Annotated in this window: 14 protein-coding genes and 4 pseudogenes; 13 read left to right on the plus strand and 5 right to left on the minus strand. The window is 73.3% G+C overall.

The genetic code is table 11. From position 1 onward, the window contains the following. Positions 1-37: 37 nt before the first annotated feature. Together ACL02R_RS19140 and ACL02R_RS19145 are read right to left on the minus strand one after the other, a co-directional pair. Complete coding sequence (locus ACL02R_RS19140; protein ID WP_412798164.1) at positions 38-1,180, minus strand: LLM class flavin-dependent oxidoreductase; 1,143 nt, start codon at positions 1,178-1,180, stop codon at positions 38-40. Positions 1,181-1,249: 69 nt separating this feature from the next. Then, positions 1,250-1,876: a YigZ family protein gene (locus tag ACL02R_RS19145; protein ID WP_412798165.1), complete on the minus strand. Its 627-nt coding sequence runs from the start codon at positions 1,874-1,876 to the stop codon at positions 1,250-1,252. A gap of 56 nt (positions 1,877-1,932) precedes the next feature. On the opposite strand from ACL02R_RS19145, the gene ACL02R_RS19150 reads away from it, so the two are divergent. From ACL02R_RS19150 to ACL02R_RS19170, 5 genes and pseudogenes are all read left to right on the plus strand, one after another. Next, positions 1,933-2,349, plus strand: coding sequence for a CoA-binding protein (locus ACL02R_RS19150; RefSeq protein ID WP_412798166.1), 417 nt, complete (start codon positions 1,933-1,935; stop codon positions 2,347-2,349). Between the two features lie 117 nt (positions 2,350-2,466). Further along, on the plus strand, positions 2,467-2,691 hold the full coding sequence (locus ACL02R_RS19155) for a hypothetical protein (protein ID WP_412798167.1): 225 nt from the start codon (positions 2,467-2,469) through the stop codon (positions 2,689-2,691). Between the two features lie 273 nt (positions 2,692-2,964). After that, positions 2,965-5,292 (plus strand): annotated as a pseudogene (locus tag ACL02R_RS19160) (AbfB domain-containing protein); the annotation flags it as partial. Positions 5,293-5,352: 60 nt separating this feature from the next. Next, positions 5,353-5,790, plus strand: a pseudogene (locus ACL02R_RS19165) (AbfB domain-containing protein); the annotation flags it as partial. A gap of 187 nt (positions 5,791-5,977) precedes the next feature. Continuing rightward, positions 5,978-6,490 carry an alpha/beta hydrolase gene (locus ACL02R_RS19170; protein ID WP_412798168.1) on the plus strand — a complete coding sequence of 171 codons (513 nt, stop codon included), beginning with the start codon at positions 5,978-5,980 and terminating at the stop codon, positions 6,488-6,490. A gap of 20 nt (positions 6,491-6,510) precedes the next feature. Here ACL02R_RS19170 and ACL02R_RS19175 read toward each other — a convergent pair. The 3 genes and pseudogenes from ACL02R_RS19175 to ACL02R_RS19185 form a co-directional block, all read right to left on the minus strand. Further along, a pseudogene (locus tag ACL02R_RS19175) lies at positions 6,511-6,792 on the minus strand (recombinase family protein); the annotation flags it as partial. A gap of 84 nt (positions 6,793-6,876) precedes the next feature. Beyond that, positions 6,877-7,299 (minus strand): secondary thiamine-phosphate synthase enzyme YjbQ, encoded by a 423-nt coding sequence (locus ACL02R_RS19180; RefSeq protein WP_412798169.1) that lies wholly within the window; start codon positions 7,297-7,299, stop codon positions 6,877-6,879. A 29-nt stretch (positions 7,300-7,328) separates the two neighbouring features. Then, on the minus strand, positions 7,329-8,348 hold the full coding sequence (locus ACL02R_RS19185) for a LacI family DNA-binding transcriptional regulator (RefSeq protein ID WP_412798170.1): 1,020 nt from the start codon (positions 8,346-8,348) through the stop codon (positions 7,329-7,331). Positions 8,349-8,573: 225 nt separating this feature from the next. Between ACL02R_RS19185 and ACL02R_RS19190 the strand changes: the two genes are divergently transcribed. The 8 genes and pseudogenes from ACL02R_RS19190 (at position 8,574) to ACL02R_RS19225 (ending at position 17,167) form a co-directional block, all read left to right on the plus strand. Then, positions 8,574-9,497 carry an SDR family oxidoreductase gene (locus ACL02R_RS19190; RefSeq protein ID WP_412798253.1) on the plus strand — a complete coding sequence of 308 codons (924 nt, stop codon included), beginning with the start codon at positions 8,574-8,576 and terminating at the stop codon, positions 9,495-9,497. Between the two features lie 100 nt (positions 9,498-9,597). After that, positions 9,598-10,949: pseudogene (locus tag ACL02R_RS19195) on the plus strand (rhamnulokinase). A gap of 2 nt (positions 10,950-10,951) precedes the next feature. Beyond that, complete coding sequence (locus ACL02R_RS19200) at positions 10,952-11,704, plus strand: (Fe-S)-binding protein (RefSeq protein WP_412798171.1); 753 nt, start codon at positions 10,952-10,954, stop codon at positions 11,702-11,704. Then, on the plus strand, positions 11,701-13,194 hold the full coding sequence (locus tag ACL02R_RS19205) for a lactate utilization protein B (protein ID WP_412798172.1): 1,494 nt from the start codon (positions 11,701-11,703) through the stop codon (positions 13,192-13,194). The genes ACL02R_RS19200 and ACL02R_RS19205 overlap by 4 nt, the downstream gene beginning before the upstream one ends. Next, positions 13,191-13,829, plus strand: coding sequence for a LutC/YkgG family protein (locus ACL02R_RS19210; RefSeq protein ID WP_412798173.1), 639 nt, complete (start codon positions 13,191-13,193; stop codon positions 13,827-13,829). Before ACL02R_RS19205 ends, ACL02R_RS19210 begins: the two co-directional genes overlap by 4 nt. Positions 13,830-13,858: 29 nt before the next feature. Beyond that, entirely contained in the window at positions 13,859-14,422 is a 564-nt protein-coding gene (locus ACL02R_RS19215) for a TIGR03086 family metal-binding protein (RefSeq protein WP_412798174.1), read from the plus strand. A 66-nt stretch (positions 14,423-14,488) separates the two neighbouring features. Continuing rightward, positions 14,489-15,937, plus strand: a complete 1,449-nt coding sequence (gene argG, locus ACL02R_RS19220; protein WP_362966831.1) for an argininosuccinate synthase — start codon at positions 14,489-14,491, stop codon at positions 15,935-15,937. 165 nt (positions 15,938-16,102) lie between these two features. Beyond that, the gene (locus tag ACL02R_RS19225; protein WP_412798175.1) at positions 16,103-17,167 is read left to right on the plus strand and encodes a questin oxidase family protein; all 1,065 of its coding nucleotides are present in this window, start codon (positions 16,103-16,105) and stop codon (positions 17,165-17,167) included. The last annotated feature ends 10 nt before the right edge of the window (positions 17,168-17,177 follow it).

The following is a 17,177-nucleotide window of genomic DNA, read 5'->3' on the forward strand; positions in this document are numbered from 1 at the left end:
TCTCGTCTGCTGCTGTCCGCTCATCCGGGCGCCGTGGTCAGGCGGCCGGTCCCGCCGCCGCGCGTTCCCGCTCCCCGGCGGCCGCGAGGAGCGACGCGTGGGTGGGCGCGTCCGGCACGTCGGCGGGCCGTCCCTTGGCGAACTCCTCGCGCAGCACGGGCACGACCTCCTCACCGAGGATGTCCAGCTGCTCCAGGACCGTCTTCAGCGGCAGGCCCGCGTGGTCGACGAGGAACAGCTGCCGCTGGTAGTCGCCGAAGGTCTCGCGGAACGTCAGCGTCTTCTCGATGACCTCCTGCGGGCTGCCGACGGTCAGCGGCGTCTGCTCGGTGAACTCCTCAAGCGACGGGCCGTGGCCGTACACGGGCGCGTTGTCGAAGTACGGGCGGAACTCGCGGACGGCGTCCTGCGAGTTCTTCCGCATGAAGACCTGCCCGCCGAGGCCGACGATCGCCTGCTGCTCGCTGCCGTGCCCGTAGTGCGCGTACCGGCGGCGGTAGAGGTCGATGAGGCGCTGGAAGTGCTCCTTCGGCCAGAAGATGTGATTCGCGAAGAATCCGTCGCCGTAGAACGCCGCCTGCTCGGCGATCTCCGGGCTGCGGATGGAGCCGTGCCAGACGAATGGGGGTACGCCGTCGAGCGGGCGCGGCGTGGAGGTGAAGCCCTGGAGCGGGGTGCGGAAGCGCCCCTCCCAGTCCACGACGTCCTCGCGCCACAGCTGGTGCAGCAGCGCGTAGTTCTCGATGGCGAGCGGGATGCCCTGGCGGATGTCCTGGCCGAACCAGGGGTAGACCGGGCCGGTGTTGCCGCGCCCCATCATGAGGTCGACGCGTCCGTCCGCGAGGTGCTGGAGCATCGCGAAGTCCTCGGCGATCTTGACCGGGTCGTTCGTGGTGATCAGCGTCGTGGAGGTGGACAGGATCAGCCGCTCCGTGCGGGCGGCGATCCAGCCGAGCATGGTGGTGGGCGAGGAGGGGACGAACGGTGGGTTGTGGTGCTCGCCGGTCGCGAAGACGTCGAGCCCGACCTCCTCGGCCTTGAGCGCGATGGCCGTCATCGCCTTGATGCGGTCGTGCTCGCTCGGCACCGAGTGGTCCGTCGGGTCGGGCGTGACGTCGCCGACGGTGAAGATCCCGAACTGCGTTCCGGCCTGCATGGCACCCACCTCCACATTGTTCATCGTTCAACTATCCAGCGGAACGATACCCGCCGCGCGGCTATTCCCTTCCTTCCAGGGGGAAGGGGCCCGTCAGCCGGGGCCGTACACCTCGCCGCCCAGTTCGAACCGCGCCGCGCCGCCCGTCGCCCCGGCCAGCCACGCGCGGAACGCCTCGACGTCCCCGGCGGGCAGGCCCACCCCGATGGTGACCTCGGCGCCGTACTCCACCTCCCGCACCGCGTGCCCGGTGGCCCGCAGGTCGTTCTCCAGACGCCCGGCCCGTTCGTGACCGACCGTGACGGTCGCGAGACGGAGCCTGCGGCGCGTGGCCGTGCCCGCCGCGTCGAGAGCCGCCCCCACCACGCCGCCGTAGGCGCGGATGAGGCCGCCGGCACCCAGCTTGATGCCGCCGAAGTACCGGGTGACCACCGCCGCGGTGAACCGAACCTCCCGGCGCAGGAGCATCTGGAGCATCGGCAGCCCGGCCGTGCCGCCAGGCTCGCCGTCGTCGCTGCTGCGCTGCACCCCGGCGTCGGCGCCGAGGACGTACGCCCAGCAGTTGTGGTTGGCGGCCGGGTGCGCGGCGCGGACCTCGGCGACGAACGCCTGGGCGTCCTCCTCGGTGCCGACGGGGGCCAGGGCGCACAGGAAGCGCGAGCGGTTGATCTCGGTCTCGTGGACGGTGCGGCCCGCCACCGTCTCGTACGCGTCACGCATCGGGCCAGCCTATGGGTCGGGGGAATGGCGCGGCCCGGCCGGTCGTTGTGCGGGGCATGTATGGCGACCGAGAGACCGCGCAGCGCATCCTGACCGAGTCCGGCGACACGTGGGCCGTCGTGGGGCTGTCCAGCAATCCGAGCCGGGCCGCGTACGGCGTGGCGGCGGTGCTCCAGCGGTTCGGCAAGCGCGTCGTGCCGGTGCACCCGAAGGCGGAGACCGTCCACGGCGAGCAGGGGTACGCGTCGCTGGCCGACATCCCCTTCCCCGTGGACGTGGTCGACGTCTTCGTGAACAGCTCCCTCGCCGGGGCCGTGGCGGACGAGGCGGTGGCGGCGGGGGCGAAGGCGGTGTGGTTCCAGCTCGGCGTGGTCGACGAGGAGGCGTACGCGCGCACCCGCGCCGCCGGGCTCGACATGGTGATGGACCGCTGCCCGGCGATCGAGATCCCGCACCTGCCCGCGCGCCCCTGACCCGGGCGGCGGGCCACCGGGCGGTCAGGCGGGGCCCGGGTGCTCCCCTGGACGACCAGCCGGGTCGCCGGCTCGGCCGTTCACCCAGGGCCTCGACACCTCGGGGCGACAGCTCTGTTGTGGTTCCGGCCGGACGCGGGCGCCACGTTCACCGCCGTCCACCACCGGATCGACGGCGGGCAGCAGCTCAACCACATGATGGCGTGGAACGCCGCCGCGCGGCGCTGGGAGCAGCCGGTCCCCGGGCTGCGGCCGGGGACCGAGGTCCGGTACTGGTTCGACCACCAGCCGGCCACGCAGACATGGGGGATCACCACCGGCGAGTTCACCGCGCGCCACTGAACACCGGGCCGCTGCCCGCCGCTCCCGGTGGCGGGCAGCGGCGCTCTCCGCTCACCCCGCCTGATGGGAAGTGTTTGATTCTCGGGCGTTCCTGATTGGTTCCGTTCGGCTCTGTCCCATGTTACGTTCCTCCCCGTCCGGACCACGCTCCCTCGTGGACCGGCACGCGGGGCCCGCCCCGCGCCCGCACCGCTCGCCAGCCCCGCACGGACCCCCGGCCGCTGCTCGTGCTGCGCCGGACTCCGCGCGCCCCCCCAGCCCTGGAGGAGTCTGATGCGACGCATCATCACCTTCCTGGCGGTCTTACTGGTGACGGCCGGAGGACTGTCCTTCGCCGGCACCGCCTCGGCCGCCATCATCCCCAAGACCCCGCCCCTGACGACCCCGTGGACCCACCAGGTGTCCACCACGAACCCGCTCCCCGAGTACCCGCGACCGCAGATGACGCGGCCGGACTGGCAGTCGCTCAACGGGGAGTGGCAGTTCCTCAACCCGGCGGTCGACAGCTCCGGCAACGTCAACCGCAACGCGGCGCCCCCCATAGGCCAGACACTGCCCGAGCGCATCCTCGTCCCCTACCCGGTCGAATCGGCGCTCTCCGGCATCATGCGCAACGACAACCGGGACCTGATGTTCTACCGGCGCACGTTCACCGTCCCGCCGGACTGGAACGGCGACCGCGTCCAACTGCACTTCGGCGCCGTCGACTACGAGGCCACGGTCTGGGTCAACGGCACCCAGGTCACCACGCACCGGGGCGGCTACGACCGGTTCGAGGTGGACATCACCGATCAACTGGGCGGTGGCACGAACGAGTTGATCGTGCGCGTCTACGACCCCACCGACGCGCGGGGTGAGAAGCAGCCGCTCGGCAAGCAGGTCAACAACCCCGGCGGCATCTTCTACACCCCCAGCTCCGGCATCTGGCAGTCCGTCTGGCTGGAGCCCACGCCCGCCTCGTCGATCTACTCCGTCGACATCAGGGCCGACCTGGCGACCAGCACCGCCCGGGTCAGGGTCTTCACGCGCGGCAACGTCGGCGGCCACACGGTCCTCGCCGAGGCGATGTCCGGCACGCAGGTGGTCGGCCAGGCCACGGGCGGCTTCACCGAGTTCTCGGTCCCGGTGCCCGACACAAGGCTCTGGTCGCCCGACGACCCGTTCCTCTACAACCTGCGCGTGACCCTGCGGGATCAGTCCGGGGCCGCCGTCGACCGCGTGACGAGCTACTTCGGGATGCGGGAGATCGGCACCCGGATGGTCAACGGGACGCTGCGGCCCACGCTGAACGGCGAGTTCGTCTTCCAGATCGGGACGCTCGACCAGGGCTTCTGGCCGGACGGCGTGTACACGGCGCCCACCGACGCCGCGCTGGCCTCCGACATCCAGCGGCACAAGGACCTCGGCTTCAACATGGTCCGCAAGCACATCAAGGTCGAGCCCGCGCGCTGGTACTACCACGCCGACCGGCTCGGTCTGCTCGTGTGGCAGGACATCCCCTCCACCCCCGCGTCCGGCCAGAACCGCACCGCCGCGCAGATCGCCCAGGTGGAGACGGAAGCACGGGAGATCATCGACGAACACCGCTTCTCCCCCGCCGTCGTCACCTACGTGCCCTTCAACGAGGGCTGGGGCGAGTGGGACCTCGCGGCCACCCGCCGCGTCACCACCGAGCTGGAGAACTACGACCCGTCGCGCCTGATGAACGCGCACAGCGGCTACAACTGCTGCACCTCGCGCGGCGACCCGGGCACCGGCGACATCATGGACTGGCACGTGTACACCGGACCCGACGCGCCACGGCCCTCGAACACCCGCGTCTCGGTGCTCGGGGAGTTCGGCGGCATCGGCCTGCGGACACCGGGCCACGAGTACAGCCCGAACGGCCAGTTCTTCGCGTACGAGCAGGTGTTCAGCCGTGAGCAGCTCGACAACCGCTACACCGGCATGGTCCGCGACGTGCAGCAGCTCATGACGACCAAGGGGCTCTCCGCCTACGTCTACACGGAGATCACCGACGTCGAGGGCGAGTACAACGGCCTGTTCACCTACGACCGGCAGGTGCAGAAGGTGGACACCGCGCCGGTGAGGGCGGCGCACAGCGCGCTCATCGCGGCCTCGCGCAACCTCAACGCGGCCGTTCCCCTCACCCTGGAGCACGTGCGGTCGTTCCGGGTGACCACGCCGGACCACACCAACCGCTACCTGCGGCACGCGGATTCCCTGGCCCGCACCGACGTGCTGACCTCCGCGTCCGCCGACGGCGCCCGCCAGGACGCGTCGTTCCGCACGGTGCCCGGCCTGGCCGATCCGCGCTGCTACTCGTTCGAGGCGGTCAACCAGCCGGGGCGCTACCTCAGGCACGCCGGCTACCGGGCGCGCATCGACGCGGACACGGGCGGCTCGTTCGCCGCGGACGCCACCTGGTGCACCCGCACCGGGCTCGCCTCCGGCGGCGCCTCCCTGGAATCGCTCAACTTCCGCGGCCACTACCTGCGGCACTACGCGGACAACGTGTACCTCGCCCGCAGCGGCGGACCGAACGCCTGGGACACCCCGGCCTCGTTCGCCGCCGACGCCACCTGGAACCTCGGCGAACCCGCGCTGTGGCGCAGCTCCGTGCCGCTCGCCACCGACGCACGCCAGTCGCTGCGCGTCACGACTCCGGGCTACACCGACCGGTACCTGCGGCACGCGGGCGGTCTCGCCTACACCGAGGTCGTCAACGCGGGGAGCGCCGCCCTGCTCCGGCAGGACGCGACGTTCACCGTACGGCGCGGGCTCGCCGACTCGTCCTGCTACTCGCTCGAATCGGTGAACCAGCCGGGCCAGTTCCTGCGGCACGCCGACAGCCGGGTCCGGCTCGCGGCGAACGACGGCTCGGACCTCTTCCGCCAGGACGCCACCTTCTGCGCGCGGCGCGGCGTGAACGCGACGGGCGTCACGTTCGAGTCCATCAACCAGCCAGGATCGTTCCTGCGCCACTACGCGTCGGAGGTGTGGATCACGAACGGCGGCGGGGCGGAGAACGCCTTCGGCCGGCCGCAGTCCCTGACAGCCGACAGCAGCTGGCAGGTCAGCACCCCCTGGGCGCCCTGACCGAGTCCCGCTGGAACGTGTGCCCCCGTCCTCGGCGGGGGCACACGCGTCGACCCGGCGGCGGAACTCCCCATGCGGCATGCCGCACGGGGCGCGGAACGTCACCCGGGACCGCCGGGAACGGCGACGGGCAGGCCCCGCGAGCCGCCGCGGTGCGCAGGCACCCACCCCTGGCAGGAGGCCGACGATGGCCAAGCAGCGCGACCTTCTGACCTTCGAGGCAGAGCGGCACACGATCACGGCACTGACCGCCGGTCCCGCCCGGCCGACCGGCAAACCCCTGATCGCCGCCCTCCACGGCGGCACGTACTCCGCGCAGTACTTCGACGTCGGGGGCGGGTCCGCAGGGTCCTTCCTCGACGCCGCCACCGCGCACGGCCACCGCGTGGTGGCCTTCGACCGCCCCGGCTACGGCGGCAGCACGCCGCTCGAACCGGACGCCAACACGTTCTCCCGCCACGCCGGACTGCTCGGCGGCGCCGTGGCCCAGGCGTCCGCGCGCTTCGGGGCCGAGGGCGTGCTCCTGGTCGGCCATTCGATCGGCGGCATGCTGGCCCTGATGATCGCCGCCGCCGGTCCCGGCCTCCCCCTGATCGGCGTGTCGGCGACCGGAATGGGGGCCGTCATGCCGAGCGGCGGCGCGGCCGAGGCCCTCGGCTCCCTGCCCCCGACCTGCCGTACGAGGAGCGGGACAAGGTGATGTTCGGACCGGCGCACGTTGCGGCCGAGCCGGTCGACCGCTGCGGCCACAAGCCCGTCGTACTTGCCCCGTTCGTCACGGAGCCACGGGCCGAGCTTCGGACGGGTCATCGGGTCGGTGGCGCCGGACACCTCCCAGTCGTCCGCCCAAGCGATGATGTGACCGCCTACGGCTGCGGCAGCCGTCAGCACGTCCTCACGCTGCCGCTCGGGCGAGGTCGTCGCCGCCTTGACCCGCGGCAGCCGACGTACGCCGAGCAGGCACTTTCCGCAGCCGTCGTACGGCCGCTCGATCCCGTGCATGCCGGTACCGCGCGACCTCGTCCCGTTTCGCCGGAGCGTGCGGAGATCCGGCGGCCACGCCCAGGACGATCCGGATCGGCCCGATCAGCCCAGGAAGGACAACCGGACCTGCCGGTCGGGGTTGTCACCGTTGGTGTCGACCAGGCAGATGGACTGCCATGTGCCGAGTTCCAGGCGGCCTGCGATGACCGGGAGGGTCGCGTGGGGTGGGACGAGGGCGGGGAGGACGTGGTCGCGGCCGTGGCCGCGTGAGCCGTGGCGGTGCCGCCAGCGGTCGTCGGGCGGCAGCAGGTCGCGCAGGGCGGCGAGGAGGTCGTCTTCGCTGCCCGCGCCCGTCTCCAGGATGGCGATGCCCGCCGTCGCGTGGGGCACGAAGATGTTCAGCAGGCCGTCCGCGCCCGCCGCGGTGTCGGCGAGGAACGACTCGCACTCGCGCGTCAGGTCCTTGACGGTCTCGCGGGAGCCGGTCGTGACGTGGAGGACCGTGGTCCTGAAGGCGTCGTTCATGGGGTCCACGCTACGAGGTGGCGGGCGGCTCAGCCGCGCGCGGGGCGGCTCGACTCGCGGACGACCAGCTCGGGGTCGAGGACGATCCGCCGGTGCCGGTGGGCGGCGGCCTCGCCCGTCTCCTCCAGGAGCAGTTCGGCGGCCTGGTGCCCCATCCGGGCGGCCGGCTGGCGTACGGAGGTCAGCGGGACGGCGGCCGCGGCGGCGAACTCGATGTCGTCGTACCCCACCAGGGCGATGTCACCGGGCACGCCCACGCCCGCCGTGAACAGGGCCTGGAGCACGCCGAGGGCCAGCAGGTCGTTCGCGCAGAAGACGGCGGACGGGCGCGGCGACAGCGCCAGCAGGCGGGCGCCCGCCGCGCGGCCTGAGGCCACGTCGAGCCGTTCCTCCTCGACGTGCTGGAGCGCCGAGGCGTCGAGCCCGGCCCCGGTGAGGGCGGCGAGCGCGCCGTCCCTGCGGTCGCGGCACTGCTGGAGCGACATGGGCCCGCTGACGTAGGCGACGCGCGTGTGCCCCTGGTCGAGCAGGTGGCGGACGGCCAGGGTGCCGCCGAGCACGTCGTCCACCGAGACCGAGCAGCCCTCCTCGCTGGGCAGGACGCGGTCCACCAGGACGAACGGGATGCCGTGCCGCCTGAAGCCGGCGACTGTGCGGCCCGACATGTCGGCCGGGGTGAGGAGGACGCCGCGGACGCGCTGCTCGGCGAACAGGCCCAGGTAGTCGGCCTCCTCCGACGGGCTCTGGGCGCTGTTGCACAGCATCACGCCGAGGTGCGCGGCGCGGGCGACGCGTTCGGCTCCGGCGGCGACCTCGACGAAGAAGGGGTTGGCCATGTCGAGGACGAGCAGGGCGATGATGCGGCTCTGCCCGGCGCGGAGCTGGCGGGCCGACTCGCTGCGGACGTAGCCGAGTTCGGCGATGGCGGCCTGCACGCGTCCGCGGGTGTCGCCGGCGACGGCGTGGGGGCGGTTGATGACGTTCGAGACGGTGCCGACCGAGACCCCGGCGTGCCGGGCGACTTCCTTGATCCCCACCGTCCGCGCCATGTGCTGTGTCCCGCTCCTCGTCGTCACGTGCCGCCCGCCGCCGGGTCATCGTACGCACCGGCGGGCGGAACGCGGTCGCATCTGGTCGGTGGCACCCCTGACCTGCGCAGTCTCCTTGCCAGTACCGGGCGGCGCCCCTGGCGTCACTTTCGATGAAACGATTCATTCCCACCATCGCCCAGGAGCCCTGATCGCACGCCCGTCCCTTCGGCCGTCACGGCGGCCCTGACCTCCCAGGCCGTGGAGACCCCCTCATGGGCCTACGGGAACTCCGGCACCCGCTTCAAGGTCTTCGCCCAGGAGGGCGTGCCCCGCACACCGCGGGAGAAGCTGGAGGACGCGGCCCAGGTCCACCGCCTCACCGGCGCCGCGCCCGGCGTGGCCCTGCACATCCCCTGGGACCGGGTGGACGACTACGCGGCGCTCGCCGCCCACGCGCGGGACCTCGGGCTGCGCGTCGGCACCATCAACGCCAACGTCTTCCAGGACGACGCGTACCGCCTCGGCAGCGTGTGCAGCCCCGACCCGGCGGCGCGGCGCGCGGCGCTCGCGCACCTGCTGGGCGCGTGCGTGGTGGTCGCGGATCTGAACGGTGACGCCGCCGCGCAGGTGGCCGGGGAACTGGGCGGTCCCGACAGGGCGGTGGCGGTCACGGTGGACGTCACGTCGGAGGAGCAGATCGGGCGGGCGTTCGCGGCGGCGCTGCTGGCCTTCGGCGGGGTGGACCTCGTGGTCAACAACGCGGGCATCTCGCTGTCCAAGCCGCTGCTGGAGACGGCGGCGGAGGACTGGGACCTCCAGCACGCGATCATGGCGCGCGGCTCGTTCCTCGTGTCCAGGGCGGCCGCCAGGGTCATGCTGGAGCAGGGCATGGGCGGCGACATCGCGTACGGCGCGGCGAAGGCCGACCAGGCGCACCAGGTGCGGCTGCTGGCCGCCGAGCTGGGGCCGCACGGTGTCCGCGTCAACGGGGTGAACCCGGACGGTGTGGTGCGCGGCTCCGGGATCTTCGCCGGCGGGTGGGGGGCGCGGCGGGCGGCGGTCTACGGGGTGCCGGAGGAGAAGCTCGGCGAGTACTACGCGCGGCGCACGCTGCTGAAGCGTGAGGTGCTGCCCGAGCACGTGGCGAACGCCGCGTTCCTGCGCTGACGCCCCCCGTCTGCACCCGAGGTGAACCGTGTCCCCTTCCCCCGCCGTCCCGGGCCGTCCGTTCGCGGCCGTCGACCTGGAGGCGTCCAGCGGGCGCGTGATGCTGGGAGCCGTGACGGACAGAGGCGTGTCCCTGCGGGAGGTGCACCGCTTCCCCAACCGGCCGGTACGGGTGGGCGGGACGCTGCACTGGGATGTCCTGGCGCTCCACCGCGGGGTGCTGGACGGCCTGCGCGCGGCGGGCAGCGCGGTGGAAGGGGGGCCGGCGGGGATAGGGATCGACTCCTGGGCAGTGGACTACGGGCTGCTCGACGGCACGGGGCGCTGCTGGGGAATCCGGTGCACTACCGCGACGAGCGGACGGCGGGTACGGCGGAACGGGTGGCCGCCGTGCTGCCGCCCGGTGAGCTGCACGGGGCGACGGGCGTGCAGCATCTGCCGTTCAACACGGTGTACCAGCTCGCGGCGGCGCAGGGCAGTCCGCAGCTCGCGGCGGCGGAACGCCTGCTGCCGAGACCTGATGGCCTACTGGCTGACGGGAGTGGCGGGCACGGAGCTGACCAACGCCTCCACGACCCAGCTGATCGACCCCCGCGTCCGCGACTGGGCGCGCCCGGTCGCGGACGCGCTCGGCATCGACCTGTGCATGTTCCCGCCGCTGCGCTCGCCGGGTGATCCCGCGGGGGAGCTGCTGCCCGGGGTGCTCGCGGAGACGGGGCTGACCGGGCCGGTGCCGGTGACGGCCGTGGGGTCGCACGACACGGCGTCGGCGGTCGCTGCGGTCCCGGCGGCCGACGGGCGGTTCGCGTACATCGCCACCGGCACGTGGTCGCTGGCGGGCGTGGGGCTGGACGCGCCGGTCCTCATGGAGGAGAGCCGCCGGGCGAACTTCACCAACGAGCTGGGGGTGGACGGGACCGTCCGTTTTCTGCGCAACGTCATGGGGCTGTGGCTGCTCCAGGAGTGCCTGCGGGAGTGGTCGGTGCCGGACGGCCCCGAGGGGCTCGCGCCGCGGTGGACGCGGGTGACCCGATGTTTATCGCCCCCGGGGACATGCCTGACGGAATTGTGGGAGCATGCCGCGACACGGGGCAGCCGACCCCGCGTGATCGGGCCGAAGTCGTCCGATGTCTACTGGACTCCCTGGCGCTCGCGCACAGGGCCGCCGTGCTGGACGCGCAGCGGTTGTCGGGCCTGGAGGTGAAGGCGGTGCACATCGTGGGCGGTGGCGCCAGGAACGAACTGCTGTGCCGGCTGACGGCCGACGCCTGCGGCCTGCCCGTGGTGGCGGGCCCGGCGGAGGCGGCGGCGGCGCTGGGCAACGTGCTGGTGCAGGCGCGCGCGGCGGGAGCGGTGCGCGGCGGGCTGACGCTGCGGCAGCATGAACCGTCGGGTGATCGGACGGCCTGGGACCGGGCCGCGGCCAGGGTCGCCGTGGCCGGGAAGGACTGAGGATGCGCGTCGCACTGTTCGTCACATGCGTCAACGACACGCTGTATCCACGCACGGGCCGCGCCGTGGTCACGCTGCTGGAACGGCTGGGCGTGACGGTGGATTTCCCCCTGGAGCAGAGCTGCTGCGGCCAGCCCCAGTTCAACACCGGGTACCGGCACGAGACGGAGCCCCTGGTCCACCGCTTCCAGCGGGCCTTCGAGGGCTACGACCACATCGTCACACCGTCCGGTTCCTGCGCCGCGATGGTCAGGGACAACTACCCGCGCATCGGCGCGAAGGCGGCGGCCGAGGAGCGGGGCGACACACTGACCCGCATCGCGGAGTCGGTCGTACCCAGGACGTACGAGCTGACCGAGTTCCTGGTGGACGTGCTGGGCGTGACGGACGTCGGCGCGTACTACCCGCACACCGTCACGTACCACCCGACCTGCCACGGCCTGCGCATGCTGGGCCTCGGCGACCGGCCGCGGCGGCTGCTCGGCGCGGTCGGGGGACTCGAACTCGTCGACCTGCCGGGCGCCGAGGAGTGCTGCGGCTTCGGCGGCACCTTCGCCGTCAAGAACGAGGCGGTGTCGGCCGCCATGGGCGCGGACAAGGCGCGCAACATCACCGCCACCGGCGCGTCGGCCGTCTGCACCGTGGACAACTCCTGCCAGATGCACATCGGCGGCACCCTCGCCCGTCTCGGCTCGACCGTCCGCCCCGTGCACATCGCGGAGATCCTGGCCAGCACCAAGGAGGCACCCCTGTGAGCGGCACCTACCTCGGCATGCCCCCCTTCCCCCAGGCGGCCGCAGTGTCGACCGAGAACACGCGGCTGCGCGCCAACCTCACCCACGCCACGCACACCATCCGCGACAAACGCGCCGCCGCCGTACGCGAACTGCCCGACTGGGCACGGCTGCGCGCCGCCGGGGCCGCCGTCAAGGACCGTACGCTGCGGCACCTCGACCACTACCTGGAGCAGCTGGAGGCCGCGGTCACGGCGGCGGGCGGCACCGTCCACTGGGCCGCGGACGCGCGTGAGGCCAACCGCATCGTGACCTCCCTGGTCCGCGCCACGGGCGAGACGGAGGTCGTCAAGGTCAAGTCGATGGCCACGCAGGAGATCGGTCTCAACGCCGCGCTGGAGGCGGCGGGCATCCGCGCGTACGAGACGGACCTCGCCGAGCTGATCGTGCAGCTCGGCGACGACCTGCCGTCCCACATCCTCGTCCCGGCGATCCACCGCAACCGGGACGAGATCCGCGACATCTTCCGGGAGCGGATGGCCGACTGGGGCCGCCCCGCGCCCGAGGGGCTGACCGAGGAGCCCGGGGTCCTCGCCGAGGCGGCGCGGCTGCACCTGCGGGAGAAGTTCCTGCGCGCCAAGGTGGGCGTCTCGGGCGCGAACTTCATGGTCGCCGAGACGGGCACGCTCGTCGTGGTCGAGTCCGAGGGCAACGGGCGGATGTGCCTGACGCTGCCGGAGACGCTGATCTCGGTCGTCGGGATCGAGAAGATCGTGCCGACCTGGCAGGACCTGGAGGTGTTCCTCCAGCTGCTGCCGCGCTCCTCCACCGCCGAGCGGATGAACCCGTACACGTCCATGTGGACCGGCACCACGGACGGCGACGGGCCGCGGACGTTCCACCTCGTGCTGCTCGACAACGGGCGCAGCGACACGCTGGCGGACACCGTGGGCCGCCAGGCGCTGCGCTGCATCCGCTGCTCGGCGTGCCTCAACGTCTGCCCGGTGTACGAGCGCGCGGGCGGGCACGCGTACGGCTCGGCGTACCCCGGGCCGATCGGCGCGATCCTGACGCCGCAGCTGCGGGGCGTCGGCAGCGAGCTGGACGCGTCGCTGCCGTACGCGTCGTCGCTGTGCGGCGCGTGCTACGAGGTGTGCCCGGTGGCGATCGACATCCCGGAGGTGCTCGTGCACCTGCGGGAGCGCGTCGTGCAGGGCGGGGAGGCGACGGTGCGCGGCGTGCGGACGCGCATCCGGCCCGCGAAGGGGCACGCGGCCGAACGCGCCGCCATGCGGGCCGCCCGCTGGGCGCTCGACCATCCGCGCACGGCGCTGCGGGCGGGGCAGTTGCTCGCGGCGCGGACGCGGCGGTTCCATCCGCGGCGGCTGCCCGGCCCCGGGCGCGCCTGGACGGCGAGCCGCGAGGTGCCCGCGGTGCCGGCGGAGTCGTTCCGCGACTGGTGGCGGCGCGAGCGCGGCGGGAACGGGCACGGCGGGAAGGCGACGCGATGAGCAGCAGGGACGCGATCCTCGGACGGGTGCGGCGGGCGCTGGCGGACGTGCCGCGCGACGAGGCGCCGGACGACGTGCCGGTGGTGCGGGACTACCTGCGCACCCACTCCCCCGCCGACGCCGTGGAGACGCTGGCGGAGAACCTGGCGGACTACCGCGCCGTCGTGCACCGCACCGACGCGGCGGGCCTCCCGGAACTGATCGGCCGGCTGCTGGCCGCGCGCGGGAGCCGCAGCGTGGTCGTCCCCGAGGGCCTGCCGGAGGAGTGGCTGCGGGCGGTGGAGGGTGTGCGGCGGGTGCCGGACGCGCCGGACGCGACGCCGGGCGAACTGGACGCCGTGGACAGCGTGGTGACGGGCTGCGCCGTGGCCGTGGCCGAGACGGGCACGCTCGTGCTCGACGGCTCGCCGGGCCAGGGCAGGCGGCGGATCTCGCTGATGCCGGACCACCACGTCTGCGTCGTGCGCGTACCCGGGCAGGTCGTCGACTCGGTGCCGCAGGCGCTGCCCCGGCTCGTGCCGACCAGGCCGCTCACGTGGATCTCCGGCCCCTCGGCGACCAGCGACATCGAGCTGGACCGCGTGGAGGGGGTGCACGGTCCGCGTACGCTTGAGGTCGTTCTGGTGACCGACTGATCGCACACCGACCCGGAGGAGAACGCACCGTGGAACTGCTCGACGGCTTCCGTCAGGGACTCGACGAATTCGGCACGCGCGTGCACGAGGTGGGTCCCGACCAGTGGGCGTCCGGCACGCCGTGCGCCGAGTGGTCGGTGCGCGACCTGGTGAACCACCTCGTGGGGGAGCACCTGTGGGCGCCCTGGCTGCTGCGCGGCGCGACGCTCGCGGAGGTCGGCGACCGGTTCGACGGCGACGTGCTGGGCGACGACCCGGTCGCGGCCTGGGACGCGGCGGTCGCGGAGTCGCGCGAGGCCGTGGACCGCCCCGGGGTGCTGGAAGGGACCGTGCACACCGGCGCGGGCGAGATCCCGGCCGAGGAGTACCTGCGCCAGATGACGCTCGACCTGACCGTGCACGCATGGGATCTCGCCAGGGGCACCGGCGCCGGCGACCGGCTCGACCCGGACCTCGTCGCACTCGTGTACGGCCACGCCGCCGAGCTGGCGCCCCGGTGGCAGGGTGTGGGGATCTTCGCGCCGCCGGTCCGGGTGCCGGAGGACGCGCCGCTCCAGGACCGGCTCGTGGGCCTCATGGGCCGCCGCCCCTGACCCGGGCCCGGCCTCCCGCCCGACCCCGGGATTGCATCATCATGCAAGAAGACGCATACTCTTTCTGTGTCCAAGGTTCTCACCTCCCTGCCCACCGGCGAACGCGTCGGCATCGCCTTCTCCGGCGGCCTCGACACCTCTGTCGCGGTCGCGTGGATGCGCGACAAGGGTGCCGTCCCGTGCACCTACACCGCTGACATCGGCCAGTACGACGAGCCCGACATCGCGTCGGTCCCCGGCCGCGCGACGTCGTACGGCGCCGAGATCGCGCGCCTCGTCGACTGCCGCGCGGCGCTCGTCGAGGAAGGCCTCGCCGCGCTCGCCTGCGGCGCCTTCCACATCCGCTCAGGCGGGCGCGCGTACTTCAACACGACGCCGCTCGGCCGCGCCGTCACCGGCACCCTGCTCGTCCGGGCGATGCTTGAGGACGACGTGCAGATCTGGGGCGACGGGTCCACGTTCAAGGGCAACGACATCGAGCGGTTCTACCGCTACGGCCTGCTCGCCAACCCGCACCTGCGCATCTACAAGCCCTGGCTCGACGCGGACTTCGTCGCCGAGCTGGGCGGGCGCAAGGAGATGTCGGAGTGGCTGCTCGCCCACGGCCTCCCCTACCGCGACAGCACGGAGAAGGCGTACTCCACCGACGCCAACATCTGGGGCGCCACGCACGAGGCCAAGACCCTGGAGCACCTCGACAACGGCGTGGAGACCGTCGAGCCGATCATGGGCGTCCGGTTCTGGGACCCGGCGGTCGAGATCGCGGCCGAGGACGTGACGATCGGCTTCGACCAGGGCCGCCCGGTCACGGTGAACGGCAAGGAGTTCGCCACCGCCGTGGACCTCGTCATGGAGGTCAACGCGATCGGCGGCCGGCACGGCCTCGGCATGTCCGACCAGGTCGAGAACCGCGTGATCGAGGCCAAGAGCCGCGGCATCTACGAGGCGCCCGGCATGGCGCTGCTGCACGCCGCGTACGAACGCCTGGTCAACGCGATCCACAACGAGGACACGCTCGCCCAGTACCACAGCGAGGGCCGCCGCCTCGGCCGGCTGATGTACGAGGGCCGCTGGCTCGACCCCCAGGCGCTGATGATCCGCGAGTCCCTCCAGCGCTGGGTGGGCGCGGCGGTCACCGGCGAGGTGACGCTGCGGCTGCGGCGCGGCGAGGACTACTCGGTCATGGACACCACGGGCCCGGCGTTCAGCTACCACCCGGACAAGCTGTCCATGGAGCGCACCGAGGACTCGGCGTTCGGCCCGGTGGACCGGATCGGCCAGCTCACGATGCGCAACCTGGACATCGCCGACTCCCGCGCGAAGCTGGAGCAGTACGCGGCGCTCGGCATCGTCGGCAACACGCACGCGGGGCTGGTCGGCGCCGCGCAGGCCGCGTCCACGGGGCTGATCGGCGCGATGCCGCAGGGCGGCGCCGAGGTCATCGCCTCCCGCGGCGAGACGGACGACGAGGACCAGCTGCTCGACCGGGCCGCGATGGAGCTGGGCAACGACTGACGTCCGGAACGGCGGGCGGCGCGCGGAACCACCGTGCGCCGCCCGCCGTTCCGCGTCCCGGGCCTCGTCCCGTGGCCCCGCGCCCAGCGGACTACGACCAACGGGCCGCGGGTCTGCGTCCGCCGCCCGTTCCGGCCCCCGCGGCGCGCGCATAGCGTGCCGGACATGAGGGAAACGACTGCCGCGCACGGCGACGGTGACACCGGGACGCTGGACGAGGCGCTGGAACGGCTGCACGCGACAGGACCCGAGTTCGAGGGCTGGCTCAGCAACCACGCCCCCATGGCCGTCGAGGCCCTGGTGCGGCACGGCCAGGGCGCGCGCGTCCACCGCTGGCTCGACGACTACGGCGACCGCCTGGAGGAACTGCCGGGCGCGTACGGCCGCATCACGTCGGAGAACTGGCGCGACGCCCTGGGCGACGCCCGCCATCTCGCGGACTGGCCTGTCTTCTTCGCCGAGCGCATCGGCGAACGCCCCTGGCGCGACGTCCTCGCCGAGTGGTGGCCCCGGCTGCTGCCCGGCATCACGGCGAGCGCCACCCACCCGGTGATCCGCGTGGGCCACGCCGTCCGCGCCCTGCGCGAGGGCGGGGAGACCGCGCCGCGCCTCGCCGAACTGGCCCACGCCCTGGGCTACTGGGCCGCCCGGCACCAGGTGCTGCCCCGCGACGTCGCCCCCCTGCCCGCGCCGGGCGCCCCGGGAGCGGCGCTGCGGGCGGTGCCGCGGGTGGCCGATCCGAGCGGCGGCATCAACCACCGCCTCGGCCAGATCACGGCCCTCCCCGCCTGGCCCGGCGGACTGGCGGGCGGCCCCGAGGCGGCCGAGGGGCACCTGCGGGCGCTGGTGCGGGACGCCGTCGGCCACTACGCCGCCCACGCCCACGGCAACCCGGTCATGCTGGTGCACGCCGCGACCGCGCCGAACGCCGTCCTGCGCGTCCTGCCCGACCTGCCGGTGGAGCTGTGGCCGGCCGGCGTGGCGGCGGCGTGGACGGCGAGCGCGGGCGTCGTCGCCGCGTACCGCCCGGACGCCCCGCGCCCCGAACCGGCGGAGGGCGCCCGTACCGGCGCCGGCGAGCTGTTCGACCGGGCCGCCGCGCACGGGGACGAGCACGCCATCAAGCTGGTGGACACGGCGCTCGACGTGGCGGCGTACGCGCCGGAGACGGCCGCCCGCGCGTACGGCGCCGGGCTGCGCGCCGTCGAACTGATCGCGCCGCTGGACTGAGCCGCCGGGC

The organism is Streptomyces sp. MS19 (genome assembly GCF_047200595.1).
Taxonomy (GTDB): Bacteria; Actinomycetota; Actinomycetes; order Streptomycetales; family Streptomycetaceae; genus Streptomyces.